10 protein-coding genes are annotated in these 13,467 nt (G+C 65.2%); 1 reads left to right on the top strand and 9 read right to left on the bottom strand.

Features of this window, described 5'->3' with window-relative positions; all coding sequences use genetic code 11:
- Window positions 1-160 precede the first annotated feature (160 nt).
- The 9 genes from ACI3KU_RS17350 to ACI3KU_RS17310 all read right to left on the bottom strand — a co-directional run bounded on the left by ACI3KU_RS17350 (window position 161) and on the right by ACI3KU_RS17310 (window position 12,241).
- Window positions 161-1,861 carry an ABC transporter family substrate-binding protein gene (locus ACI3KU_RS17350; RefSeq protein WP_404923584.1) on the bottom strand — a complete coding sequence of 567 codons (1,701 nt, stop codon included), beginning with the start codon at window positions 1,859-1,861 and terminating at the stop codon, window positions 161-163.
- 52 nt (window positions 1,862-1,913) lie between these two features.
- Complete coding sequence (locus ACI3KU_RS17345; RefSeq protein WP_404923583.1) at window positions 1,914-4,034, bottom strand: dipeptide ABC transporter ATP-binding protein; 2,121 nt, start codon at window positions 4,032-4,034, stop codon at window positions 1,914-1,916.
- Complete coding sequence (locus ACI3KU_RS17340) at window positions 4,027-4,947, bottom strand: ABC transporter permease (RefSeq protein ID WP_404923582.1); 921 nt, start codon at window positions 4,945-4,947, stop codon at window positions 4,027-4,029. The genes ACI3KU_RS17345 and ACI3KU_RS17340 overlap by 8 nt, the downstream gene beginning before the upstream one ends.
- A gap of 7 nt (window positions 4,948-4,954) precedes the next feature.
- Window positions 4,955-5,938: an ABC transporter permease gene (locus tag ACI3KU_RS17335; RefSeq protein ID WP_404923581.1), complete on the bottom strand. Its 984-nt coding sequence runs from the start codon at window positions 5,936-5,938 to the stop codon at window positions 4,955-4,957.
- Window positions 5,939-6,178: 240 nt separating this feature from the next.
- On the bottom strand, window positions 6,179-6,721 hold the full coding sequence (locus ACI3KU_RS17330; RefSeq protein ID WP_404923580.1) for a hypothetical protein: 543 nt from the start codon (window positions 6,719-6,721) through the stop codon (window positions 6,179-6,181).
- Between the two features lie 80 nt (window positions 6,722-6,801).
- A complete protein-coding gene (locus ACI3KU_RS17325; protein ID WP_404923579.1) occupies window positions 6,802-8,490 on the bottom strand; it encodes a dipeptide ABC transporter ATP-binding protein in 1,689 nt (562 codons plus the stop codon).
- The gene (locus ACI3KU_RS17320) at window positions 8,487-9,461 is read right to left on the bottom strand and encodes an ABC transporter permease (RefSeq protein ID WP_404923603.1); all 975 of its coding nucleotides are present in this window, start codon (window positions 9,459-9,461) and stop codon (window positions 8,487-8,489) included. Before ACI3KU_RS17320 ends, ACI3KU_RS17325 begins: the two co-directional genes overlap by 4 nt.
- Before the next feature lie 49 nt (window positions 9,462-9,510).
- Window positions 9,511-10,440, bottom strand: a complete 930-nt coding sequence (locus tag ACI3KU_RS17315) for an ABC transporter permease (RefSeq protein WP_404923602.1) — start codon at window positions 10,438-10,440, stop codon at window positions 9,511-9,513.
- A 148-nt stretch (window positions 10,441-10,588) separates the two neighbouring features.
- Window positions 10,589-12,241, bottom strand: a complete 1,653-nt coding sequence (locus ACI3KU_RS17310) for an ABC transporter substrate-binding protein (RefSeq protein WP_404923578.1) — start codon at window positions 12,239-12,241, stop codon at window positions 10,589-10,591.
- Between the two features lie 464 nt (window positions 12,242-12,705).
- Between ACI3KU_RS17310 and ACI3KU_RS17305 the strand changes: the two genes are divergently transcribed.
- Window positions 12,706-13,467: CPBP family intramembrane glutamic endopeptidase (locus tag ACI3KU_RS17305; RefSeq protein WP_404923577.1), on the top strand; the 762-nt coding region annotated here is incomplete at its 3' end.

The following is a 13,467-nucleotide window of genomic DNA, read 5'->3' as shown; positions in this document are numbered from 1 at the left end:
GAAATCCTTGTGTTGTGAGTTGCCCGCGAGATGCAGACAGAAAATAATACCGCACCCCGCATCCGAGCCGGCTGGACGCGCGTGGACGGCGCGTGGACGGAAAGCAACGTGGGGCGGGATCGTGATCGATCCCGCCCCACGCTCATTCAGTGAGCGAATGTCACTTGGTGTAGCCCACCAGCGTCCAGTCGTTGGACTGGAACGTCGCCGTGCCGTAGTTCGCGACCTTCTCGTCCACCGCGACAACCTCGGGGTACGGGTAGATCGGAACGCTCGGCATGTAGTCGGCGATGACCTCGTCGATCTGGTTGGCGATCTTGATGCGCGCCTCCGGGTCGAGCTCTGCGTTGGCCTTCTTCCACAGGTCCGCCAGACGGTCATCCGTGATGCCCGGGTAGTTCTGCGGGGAGTCCGCCGGGGTGTACAGCGTCTCAGCGGAAGCGATCGGGAACACGGTGCCCTGCCATCCGAACGTCACAGCCTGGTAGTCCTTGGCGTCGATGTTCGTGAAGTAGTCCTCGCTCGGGACCTCGTTGAGGGTGACCTCGATGTCCAGCTTCTTGAGGGAGTCCTGCACGCCGAGGGCGCGGTTGATGTTCGACTGCGTGCCGGCCGGGACGGTGACCGCGAACGTCAGGGTCTTGCCGTCCTTGGTCCACTTACCGTCGGCGTTGGTCCAGCCGGACTCCTCCAGGAGGGCCTTCGCCTTGTCCAGGTCGGAGCCGATCTTCTCGCCGAACGTGTCGACGTAACCAGCCTGGCCGGGCATGAAGGTCCACTGTCCCTGAACGGTGGCGGGAGCGCCCAGCGGCTCGTTGGCGACACGTGCGATGGTCTCGCGGTCGATCGCCATCGCGACTGCCTTGCGGACGTTGACGTCGTCGAACGGCTCAGCAGTGCCGTTGAACGTCACGTGCGCCCAGGTGACGCCACCCGAACGCTCGACCACGGCGCCGGCCTTGGTCTGTGCCGTCTCAAGAGCGTCGGGGGTGTTGATCTCCAGCGCGTCGACCTCGTCGTTGGCGAAGGCCTGCGGCAGGGACTCCTGCGCGATGACCTTGAAGGTCAGCGACTCGAGCTTGGGCGCCTGGCCCCACCACTTCGGGTTGGGCTTCATGGTGTAGATCTTGGCGTCGTTGTCAATCTTGTCGATGACGTACGGGCCGGCCGAGGGGACGGGCTTCGCGGCGTAGCCGGTGTTGAAGTCGTCCTTGTTCTCGTTGATCGCCTTCGGCAGCACCGGGATCAGCGCGAGGTTTCCCCAGTCCGCGTAGGGCTCCGGGAAGGTGACCGTGAACTCGGTGGGGCTGACCACGTCGATCGATCCGATCGCCGCGAAGATCGACGACGGAACGACCTCGTAGCCGCTCTCGGCGCCCTGCTGGGCCACGAGCGTGGACTTCCAGTCCTCAGCCGTGATGGGCGTGCCGTCCTCGAAGACAGCCTTGTCGTTGAGCTTGATCGTGACGATCTGCGGGCTCTCGCTGGTCAGCTCCATCGACGTCGTGTAGTCCGGGTTGGGCATCCAGGAACCGTCCTCCTCAACCGTGCCCAGGTTGCCCAGGGTCGGCTCCAGGAGCTTCTGCACATCGACGTTCGCCGCCAGTGCGTGGTTCGGGTTCCAGCTGCCCTCGTCGGTCGGCGAGCTGCCCACCGACAGGTTGAGGGTTCCGCCGTCCGCGATGTCGTCGTATGCCACCGCTTCGTAGCCGACGAGCGGAAGCGCTTCCGTGGTGGGTGCCGAACTGGCACCGCCCGTGCTGGTGTTACCGCCGCCGCTGTCGCCTGCTGCACAACCTGCGAGCGCGAGCGCCCCCACGCTGAGGATGGCAAGACCGGCGAACACTTTCTTTCTCAACATGTGTGTTCCTCATCTCTTGGTGTCCGTCGCGAGCGACGGGGTGGCGTCACGCTTATGGCGTGACGACGAATGGGTTCCGCTCCACGAAGTGGCACGCCACTTCCGCAGAGCCGAACTGCCGAGGCTGTGGGTACTCGGCACGGCAACGCGCCTGCGCTTCCTCGTCCAGGGTCGCATACAGCGGGCACCGAGTGCGGAACCGGCAGCCGACGATCTCCGCGGCGGGGCTGGGCAGGTCACCCTGCAGCAGGATGCGCTCCCGGGTGCGCTCGATGGCGGGGTCCGGGATCGGTGCTGCCGACATGAGCGCTTGCGTGTACGGATGCTGCGGCTTGTCGAAGACCTCCGCGATGGGGCCCGACTCGATGATGCGTCCGAGATACATCACTCCCACGTCATCGGCCAGCTGGCGAACCACGGCGAGATCGTGCGCGACGAAGATCATCGACAGGCCGAGCTTGTCACGCAGATCCTGCAGCAGGTTGATGACACCGGCCTGCACCGACACGTCGAGCGCCGACACGGGCTCGTCGAGCACCAGCACGCGAGGATTGGTCGCCAGCGCGCGGGCGATGCCGATGCGCTGACGCTGTCCGCCGGAGAACTCGTGCGGGTATCGGTCCGCCATCGCGGGGTCGAGCCCCACAAGCTCCAGCAGTTCGACGACGCGCTCATTTCGGGCATCGCGTCCGACTCCCTGCGCGAGCAGCGGCTCTGCGATGACCTCACCGATCGGAAGACGCGGGTCAACAGCTGCCGCGGGGTCCTGAAAGACGATCTGCACGTCGGTGCGGATGCTGCGACGATCGGCGCGCGTGAGCTTGGCGACGTCGTGGCCGGCGACGGTGATCCGGCCGCTCTGCGGCGCGGTCAGCTCCATGAGCTCCAGGATCGTGGTCGTCTTGCCGCAGCCCGACTCCCCCACCAGCGCGAGCACGCGGCCAGCCTGCAGGTCGAAGGAGACGCCGTCTACCGCCTTCACGGTGCCCACGCGTCGCTGGAACACGCCACCGCGGCGTAGCGGGAAGTGCTTCACCAGATCGCGCACCTGCACGATCGGCTCCTCCGTCACCTCGGCCACCAGCGATGCGGGCAGCGGTTCCGGACGCGGGAAGATGTCGGAGCGAGCCAACACGCCGATCGCGATCTCATCGGATCGGTGGCACGCGACCGCATGGGTCGGGTCGTCGACAGCGGTGACCAGCTCCGGCTCCACCGTTCGGCACTTGTCGATGGCGGCGGGGCAGCGCGGGGCGAACGGGCACCCGGTCGGAAGCGCGGCGAGCGACGGTGGTCGGCCTTCCAGGGGAACGAGCCGATCGGTGCCCGCCGTGCGAATGTTCGGCACGGAGCGCAGCAGGCCCACCGTGTACGGCATCTGCGGACGCGCGAAGAGCGTGTCCACGGGAGCGGTCTCCACCAGCTTGCCCGCGTACATGACGGCGACGCGATCGGCGTGACCCGCCACCACACCCAGGTCATGCGTGATCAGGGACACCGCGGCGCCCGTGATCCGCTTGGCCTCCTCCAGCACCTCGAGAATCTGAGCCTGGATCGTCACGTCAAGAGCCGTGGTCGGCTCGTCGGCGATGATCAGCCGCGGGTTGTTGGCGATCGCGATGGCGATCATCGCGCGCTGACGCATGCCGCCGGAGAACTCATGCGGGAACGCCCGTGCGCGGCGGTCGGGATCGGGGATTCCTACGATCTTCAGCAACTCGACCGCTCGCACCGCCGCCGCTTGGCGACTCAGCGATCGGTCATGGAGCTGCAGTGCCTCGGCGATCTGGTCGCCCACCGTGTACACGGGGGTGAGCGCGGACAGCGGGTCCTGGAAGATGATCGCCAGCTCGCTGCCGCGCACCTTCGAGTACTGCTTGTCGTCCAGGGCCAGCAGATTCCGGCCCTGGAAGAGGATCTCGCCCTCAATCTTCGCGCTGTCGGGGAGAAGTCCCATCACCGCGAGCGAAGACACGGACTTGCCCGAACCCGACTCACCCACGATCCCGAGGAACTCGCCCTCGTGGATCTCGTAGCTGACATCACGCACTGCTCGCACCGCGTTCCCCCCGCGTTGCGGGAAGGTCACCGAGAGGTTCTTGACTTCCAGCAGCGGTCGGCCCGCGCGATTCGGTGACTGTTCGGATGCAGCAGCAGACAGGGTGTCAACCACGGTTCACCCCCGAGGTGGGATCGATGGCGTCGCGCAGCGCGTCGCCCAGGAGGCTGAGGCCGAGCAGGAGAAGGACGAGGATGCCCGCCGGGAAAGCGAACAGCCAGGGGCGGGTCGCCGCAGCGGTGTTGCCATCGGCGATGAGCGTACCCAGCGACACATCGGGAGCCTGGACACCGAAGCCGAAGAAGCTCAGGCTCGTCTCACCGAGGATCATCGCGCCGACGCCCAGCGTCGCGTCGATGATCAGCAGCGAAGCGACGTTGGGGACGATGTGACGGCGAACGACGGAGAACGTTCCGAAGCCCATGTAGCGCGCTGCTTTCACGAACTCACGCTCGCGCAGCGAGCGCGTCTGGGAACGGATCACCTGCGCCATGATCATCCACCCGGTCAGGGCGAAGAAGAAGGTCATCATGATCCAGCCGGCCTTGCTGAAGAACGGGTACAGCAGCACCATGATGAAGAACGCCGGCAGCACCAGCAGCAGGTCGATGAACCAGGCGATCACCTTGTCGGACCAGCCGCCGAGGTAGCCCGCGATCGCGCCGAGGAACCCGGCGATCAGCGTGGCAACCGGACCCGCGACGAAGCCGACGATCAGGGATATCCGCAGACCCGCCATGACTCGGGCGTAGACGTCATAGCCCAGGGTGTCGGTGCCGAAGGGATGCGCGGCGCTCGGACCCTGGTTCAGCGCCAGATAGTCACGGGTGACGTGGTCGATCGGCCACAGCAGCGGGCCGATGAGCGCCCACAGTACGATCGCGACGACAACGCCCCCGCCGATCCAGAACTGCATGGACCCCCGGAGTCGCTTCCAGATCACCCGGCCGCGCGACTGCGGCCGCGGTGCACGTTGCTCTGCCGCCAGAGGAAGTTCCTCGAGGTCGGTGAGATTCTTCGCGGACATCGCCATATCAGCGCCTCACTCTCGGGTCGAGCGCCGCATAGAGGATCTCCGAGAGCGTCGACGAGAACAGGATGAGCACGGCGACGAAGACAGTCGCGCCGGCAACGGAGTTGATGTCGTTCTGGCGGATGGCCTGGATGTTCATCTCTCCCATGCCATGCCAGCCGAACATCAGCTCGAGCATGGTGGATCCGGCAACCAGCGTTCCGAAGCTGTACGCGAAGAACGTCGACATCGGAATCAGAGCGACGCGCACACCGTGACGAACCAGAGCGGAGCCGCGCGTGCGTCCCTTCGCGCGCGCGGTGCGGATGTAGTCGGCGCCGAGCACGTCCAGCATCGCGCTGCGCTGGTAACGGCTGTAGGACGCGGCGGAACCGAGGACCAGGACCAGCGTCGGGAGGAGCAGGTGCACCACGCGGTCGGCGAACTGTGGCCAGAACTCGTTCGGGATGCCGGGCGAATACTGACCCGTGAAGCGGATGACCTGCGTGCCGACGGCCTGGTTGAACCACGTCGCGAGGATCATCAGCAGGATCGCCATCACGATGGTGGGCAGCGCGAAGATGATGTACGACGCGACGGTGACGATGCGATCGCTCAGCTGGTACTGCCGGACCGCTCCCCACACGCCCAGCACCACGCCGAGAACCGCGCCGAGGACGGACCCGACGAGCAGCAGCTGCAGGCTCACGCCGGCTCGCGCTCCGATCTGCTCGATCACGGGCTGGTATCCGGCGGTCAGACCGAAGTCACCACGGGTGATGATTCCTACCAGCCAGTTACCGAGGCGCTGCAGCAGCGGCACCTCCGGGTTGACGCCCAGCCGGTCCAGGTTCGAGGCGATGACCTCGGGCGGCACGGGAGGGTTTCGCTGCTGGAACTTCTGCGCGGGGTTCAGTCCGAGGCTTGCGAGGACGTACGCCAACGACGATGCCACCACGGTGAGGATCGTGTAGTTGACCAGGCGCCTGAGGATGTACCAGATCACCGGCGCAGACCTGCTTCGGCAGTCATGAGGTCATTTCGCTTTCCTGCACACTTTCTCGAGTGGACTCGGGCACCACTGGACCCACATGGATGAGCCGCGGGCACGGGAATTCAACATCCCGACTACTGCCGATCACCCGAACGTAACATTTTGCACGCCGGAATGCCCAGAGAACTGACCGGCGTTTCTCATGATTCTGTCAGGAGCGACGCCTGCGCCGAAGCGTACTCGCAGGCGAGATCAGAAGAGAAGAGTCCCCACAGCCCAGACCGCCAGCACGCCGCCGACACCGATCAGCAGCCAGTCCCAGCCGGCCTCGACGGCGCCCTGAGCGCCACTCTCGTGCCGGCGCGACTCCCACACCTCTTCGAGGCTCTCCTTGAGGCGCAGCGATCGCGGCACGCCGCTCACGCCGTTGCGCACCCGAGGAGGACGGCTGGCGGAAGGACCGGCCCAGCAGGCGACCCTGCGGGTTCCCGCCTCGATCGTGACCTGGTACTTCATGTAGATGTCGGTCACGCTCCCCCAGGGCAGCCGATAACGGCGGAGCAGGTTCTGAACCTCGGCTCCGCGCTCGGTCACCGCCACCGTCGACGCGGCCATCGAAACGTAGATCGCCCAGATCACGAGTAGCACCCACGGCGCCCACGACATCGTCAGGGCCCATCCCGCGCGGAGCACGGCATCACCGAGCAAAAAGAGCCCGAGTGCGGCCGTCACGACCGTCGCGATGACACCGGAGGTGGAACGGACGACGGAACGGGAATCGGGTGCGGAGCTCACTCCAGCATGCTACCCGGGCAGGTGCGTGCGACGCCGAAAGGGCGCCCCGCACACGCGGGACGCCCTTCTGCACCGACGAGTCAGTTGATGCCGAGCTCGATGTCAGCACCGGGGATGGCAGCGAGAAGACGCTGCGTGTACTCCTGCTGCGGGTTGGCGAAGATCTCGTCCACCGTTCCCTGCTCGACGGCCACACCCTTCTCCATGACGCACACCAGGTCGGCGGCAACGCGCACCACCGCCAGGTCGTGGGTGATGAAGAGGTAGGTCAGACCCAGTTCGTCCTGCAGCTGCGCGAGCAGTTGCAGGATCTGGTCCTGAACGAGCACGTCGAGAGCGGAGACCGCCTCATCCAACACGACGATGTCGGGCTTGAGGGCCAACGCTCGAGCGATCGCCACGCGCTGACGCTGACCACCCGACAGCTCGTTCGGGTAGCGCTCGGCCAGACTCTGCGGCAGCGCCACCTGATCGAGGAGTTCGCGCACGCGCGCGTCACGTTCCGCCGACGTTCCGACGCCGTGAATGCGCATCGGCTCCTCGATCAGCGATCCGATGCTGCGCAGCGGGTCCAGCGAGCTGTACGGGTCCTGGAACACGGGCTGCATCCGCCGACGCAGCGCCAACGTGCCGGCACGATCCAGCTTCGAGACGTCCTTGCCGTCGACCTCGATGCGGCCGGCTGTGGGAGCCTCGAGCTTGAGGACCATCTTCGCGACCGTTGACTTGCCCGAACCGGACTCCCCCACCAGCGCCAGCGTCTTGCCCCGCGGGATGCCGAAGGAGACGTTGTCGACAGCACGGAACGGCACACTGCCGAACGTGCCCTGCCGGATGCGGTAGTCCTTCGTCAGGCCCTCCACGCGAACCGTCGGGGTGTCGAGCAGCCCCGTCACCGGACGCGGCTCCTCGCCCGACTCGCGCACCGCGATCTCGATCCGCTTCGACGCCAGTGAGGGCGCGGCGGCAACGAGACGCTGCGTGTACGGGTGACGCGGGTGCTGCAGGATCTCGCGACTGGGACCGGACTCCACGATGCTGCCCTGGTTCATCACGATGATCTTCTCGGCGCGCTCGGCGGCGAGACCCAGGTCGTGCGTGATCAGCAGCACCGAGGTGCCCTTCTCACGCGTGAGCGAGGCCATGTGATCGAGGATCACACGCTGCACGGTCACGTCGAGCGCAGAGGTGGGCTCATCCGCGATCAGCAGGCGCGGATCGGCGGCCAAGCCGATTCCGATCAGCGCGCGCTGGCGCATACCACCGGAGAACTGGTGCGGGAACTGGCCCAGCCGACGCTCCGCATCGGCAAGACCTGCCTGCTTCAGCACCTCGATGGTGCGCGCCTTGACCTGCGCGCGGCTCAGTCCGTCGCTGTTCGCACGGACGGCCTCAGCCACCTGGAAGCCGATGCTCCACACCGGGTTGAGGTTGGACATCGGGTCCTGCGGGACATATCCGATCTCCTTGCCGCGCAGCGCCTCCATCTGCGGACGGGTGAGCGTGGTGAGCTCACGACCGTCCAGCGTGATGGATCCTCCGGTGACCCGGCCCGTGCCGGGCAGCAGGTTGATGATCGCCGAGGCGGTCGTCGACTTTCCCGAGCCCGACTCTCCCACGATGGCGACGGTCTCGCCAGGCAAGATGTCGAAGCTGACGCCGTGCACGACCTCTCGTGTGGCCTTCTTCGTGCCGAACGTGATCTTCAGATCCCGAACCGACAGCAGCGGGGTGTTGTTCACCGAGCTGGTCCCTTCCGTCACGGTCATCGCTGCGCCCTCGCCCTCGGGTCGAGGGCATCACGGATCAGCTCACCGAGCATGATGAATGCGAGCACCGTGATCGTCAGCGCGATCGACGGGTAGATCAGCGCCATGGGCGCCACCTTGATGCTCGCCTGCGCCTGGCTGATGTCCAGGCCCCAGCTCATGGTCTCCGAACCGAGTCCGAGACCCAGGAACGACAGCGTCGCCTCGGCGACGATCGCGCCTGCGAGGCTGATGGTGGTGACCACGATCAGCGGTGCGATCGCGTTCGGGATCACGTGCGCCAGCATCGTGCGGAACCGGGACATGCCCAAAGCCGTGGAGGCCATCACGTAATCCAGCTGCCGCACCCGCATCACTTCGGCTCGCACCACACGTGCCGTGCTCGCCCAGGCGAACCCACCGATCGCGACAGCCATGATGAGGGCGTTGCGGTGCTGTGAGAGAACGCTCATCACGACGATCGCCGCGAGGATGTAGGGGATGGCGAAGAAGATGTCGCCAACACGCGAGAGCAGCGAGTCCAGCCAACCACCGTAGAAGCCGGCGAAAGCGCCGAAGATCAGACCGATGACGGAACCGATGAGCGTTGCCAGCAGACCGACCGACAGCGAGGTCTGTGCACCGAAGACGATGCGTGCCCAGATGTCACATCCCTGCCGGGTGAAGCCGAGCCAGTGACCGTCAGCCGGGCCCTTGTTGCTGTTGCCGAGCTCGCAGCCGTTGTTGGGCGCGACGCTCGTGAACAGGTTCGGGAAAAGGGCCATCACGAGGATGACCAGCACGACGAGCAGCGAGATCCAGAAGAGCGGGCGACGACGGAGGTCTCTCCAGGCGTCGAGCCACAGGTTGGAGCGCTTCTCGCCGACGCGAACCTCGTCCACCGAGATGGTGTCCGTCAGCACTTCGGCTACGTAGTGATCCGCTCCCCGTGTGACGGGGGCGACTTCGGCGGGCACCTGCGACGGGTCCATCGAAGTCATGTCCCGGAGGTTCATCGACGCGTCCGGCGGCGTCATCTCATCACTTGGCATAACGGATCCTTGGGTCGAGCACGACGTACAGCAGGTCCACGACGAGGTTCACGAGCACATAGAGGATCACGAACACCGTCACGAAGGAGACGATGGTCGTCCCCTCCTGCAGCTGCACTGCCTTGAAGAGCTGGTTTCCCACGCCGGGGACGTTGAAGATTCCCTCCGTGACGGTGGCGCCGACGAGGAGCACACCGAAGTTGGTGGCCGAGTTGGTCACCACGGGAATCAGCGAGTTACGCAGCACGTGCACGGGAAGCACGCGCGAGCGCGAGAGACCCTTGCTGTATGCGGTGCGGACCCAGTCCTGGTTGAGGGTGTCGATCACCGAGCCGCGCATCAGGCGCATGCTGGTTGCGTACATGCTGACGCCGAGCACAATGGCCGGCAACCAGAGATCACCCCAGCCGGCCTGTTGTGGAACGGTTGGTTTGAACCAGCCCCATTGGATCGCCAGGAAGTACTGCGCCAGGAACGCGATCACGAAGATCGGCATGGCGAGGAACAGCAGGCTGACGACCAGCGAGGAGATATCGAGGAACTTGCCCTTGGTCAGCGCCGAGATCGTACCGATCACGACAGCCAGGACGAACTCGAGCCCGATGGCGAGGACCGCGAGGCGCGCGGTGACCGGAAGAGTCCGGCCCAGGACCACGGCCACATCCTGGCCGGAGTAGGTCTTGCCCAGGTTTCCGGTGAATACACCGGTGACGTAGTACCAGTACTGAACGATGAACGGGTCGTCCAGGTGATACCGCGCCCTGATCTCCGCCAGTTGTGCCGGGTTGGGGACGCGCTGGCCGAACAGGGCCGCGATCGGGTCACCCGGCATGGAGAAGACCATGAAGTAGATGAGCAGGGTTGCCCCGAAGAAAACAGGGATCACCTGCAGGAAGCGTTTGATGATGTAACCGACCATCCGCTCTCCCTCCAAAATGACAGCTCGCATCGCGCGATCCGCGTGCTACGAGCATGGTGTCGCGTTTCTTGTGAAAACGCGAGGGTTTATGAACAGGCCGCGAGGCGGTGACGTTCGTCACCGCCTCGCGGGAGGAGATCAGTCGGTATTACTTGGTGATCTCGTAGAAGAGCGGAACCGAGTTCCAGCCGAACTGGACGTTCTCAACGCCGTCGGCGTAGCCACCGGTCACGTTGGAGTACCAGAGCGGGATGGCCGGCAGGTCGGCGAGGAGGATCTCTTCGGCCTTCTTGAAGCCGTCCTTCGTCTTGGCAGCGTCGGTCTCGGAGATCGCGGCGGTCAGCGCGGCGTCGAACTCGGGCGACTTGTAGTCACCGTCGTTGGAGCCCTTGCCGTCAGCGGCGCTGGAGGAGTAGAGCGGGCCCAGGAAGTTGTAGACACCCGGGTAGTCCGCCTGCCAACCGGTACGGAACGCGGTCTGGATGGAGCGGTCGGTGACCTGCTTGCGGAAGTCGGCGAACGTCGGAACGGCGTTGCCCGAAGCCTCGATGCCGAGGTTGTTCTTCAGCTGGTTGCTGACAGCGTCGACCCACTCGCCGTGGCTGGAGTCACCGTTGTAGCCGATCTGGAACGTGCCGCTCCACGGCGAGATGGCGTCGGCCTGGGCCCACAGCTCCTTCGCCTTGGTGGCGTTGAACTCCAGAACGTCGGCACCGGCCAGGTCCGTCGGGCGGTCCGCGATGACGGGCGACGTGAAGTCGTCAGCCGGAGTGCGGGTGCCGTTGAAGATCGTCTTGGTGATCTCCGCGCGGTCGATCGCCATCGAGATGGCTGCACGACGCAGCTTGCCCTCTTCGCCCGAGAAGTGCTCGAGGCGGCTCGGGATGGTGAAGGACTGGAAGACAGCGGCCGGCTGGTTGACCGCACGGTCACCGAGCTCGCTCTCGAACGTCGCGAACGAGCTGCCCGGGATCTGGTCGATCACGTCGACGTTGCCACCGAGCAGGTCGGAGTACGCGGCGTCAGCGGTCTGGTAGAAGACGATGTCGAGACCGTCGTTCTTCGCCGCGCGGCCACCCTCGTAGGTGTCGTTCTTGACGAGCGAGATCGAGACGTCGTGCTGCCACGCGTCGTCGCCGGCCAGCTTGTACGGGCCGTTGCCGATGGGCGCCTCAGCGAACTTCGCCATGTCCTCGAATGCAACGTCCGGGAGCGGGTAGAAGGCCGAGTAGCCGAGACGCAGAGCGAAGTCCGAAGCAGGCTTGTTCAGCTTGATGGTGAACGTGTAGTCGTCCACCTTCACGAGGCCGGTGAGCTCGGAGTCGGCGGTGCCGTCGTAACCCTCGATGTCCTCGAAGAAGTACGACGACGTGTAGCCGTTGGAGAACTTCGCGCCGTCGTTCCAGGCCTTGATGAAGTTGTCGGCCTTGACCTCGGTGCCGTCGGAGAACTTCTGGCCCTTCTTCAGGGTGACGGTCAGGTTCTGAGCGTCGTCCTGCTTGATCTCCTGAGCCATGTCGAGGACCGGCTTGCCGTCGGCGTCGTAGTACTCGAGACCAGCGAAGAGCGAGTCGAGGATCTTTCCACCGCCGACCTCGTTCGTGTTGGCCGGGATGAGCGTGTTCTGGGGCTCAGAACCGTTCGTCTTGATGATCATGTCGCCGGTGCTGGCACCACCATCAGCGCTCGATCCAGAGCTCGGGGTGTCCGTGCCAGCGTCATTCGACGAGCATCCAGCCAGCGTGAGTGCGGCAACACTCAGCAGCGCGATGCCGGATACGGCAATCTTTGTGCGCTTCACTTGTCCTCCTGTGCATTGGGTGAAGTAACCACGCAACATCAACGGTGACGCGCAATGGGTTAGGGCAACTTTAGGTTCCGCCAGGGATCTGAGCAAAGTCCACCGCACAACCGTTACAGATCTTTTACCCCAGCCCCGCCGCGTTGCGCGATGTGATAAGTGCCATATGAGGCAGGCCGATGTCAACTCCCCAGCTCGTTGGCAAAGTGCGCAAGTTTTCTGTGGTTCCGATGCGCATTTCTGGGGGTGACTCCGTCCTGCAACGATCACATCGCACAGCATCCAGGTTCCACTCAGGTGCCCGTCCGGGCTTGCCGAGCCTGCCGAAAGCCGCCATCACAGGCACGGATCTCGGGCAGGGCCGCTCATCGAGCGGCATCGCGCGCACAATGAGCAATGGGCGGGTCGCCGGCCGCTCAGAAGAGCACGGCTGTTCTGAGTCCTGGCGGTCGTAGCATCGTGAGGTGACAGCTGTCGAGCCGAACCCCTCCTACACTCGCGCGCGCCTCAGGTGGGAGGTGGTCCTCGTCCTGAGTGCCACCTTCGGCGCCTCCGCCGTCTATTCCCTGCTGCGCCTCGTTCGCCGGCGGCTGTCGGAGACTCCGCTGTCGCAGCAGAGCACGCAACTCAATCCGACGTTGGACACGGTGCCGGTGTGGGACATCATCTACAACTGCCTCGACGTCTTCTTCGACCTCATGCTGGTCGGCCTCGTCGTGTACCTGCTGTGGGAGCCGGGGCGCAACGCGCTGCGTGCCATGGGCATGGACTTCACGCGCTTCGGGAGTGATCTGGCACGCGGCGCCTTGTTCGTCGTCGTGATCGGCATTCCCGGGATCGGCCTCTATCTTCTGGGCCGACTGTTCGGCGTGACCGTTGCGGTGCAGGCGTCGGAGTCGACCCTGGCGTGGTGGAGCATCGGAACCCTCGTGCTGTCAGCGCTCCGCTCCGGCGTGATGGAGGAGGTGATCATGATCGGCTGGCTGTTCGACCGCTTCCGTCGGCTCGGAGTGGGACCGGTCGCGACGATCGTCGTGTCCGCACTCATCCGCGGTGCGTATCACTCGTATCAGGGTGAGGGTCCGATGGTCGGCAACATCCTGATGGGCCTCGTCTTCGGGTGGCTGTATCTCCGGTGGAAGCGTGTGCTGCCCCTCGTGATCGCGCACACCCTGATCGATGTGATCGCGTTCATCGGCTACCCCCTCGCCCTCGCCTCCCCCTTC

It is taken from the genome of Microbacterium sp. ZW T5_56 (assembly GCF_044987425.1).
Lineage (GTDB): Bacteria > Actinomycetota > Actinomycetes > Actinomycetales > Microbacteriaceae > Microbacterium.
The sequence above is the reverse complement of the archived record's forward strand: the minus strand, read 5'-3'. Positions and strand labels throughout refer to the sequence as shown.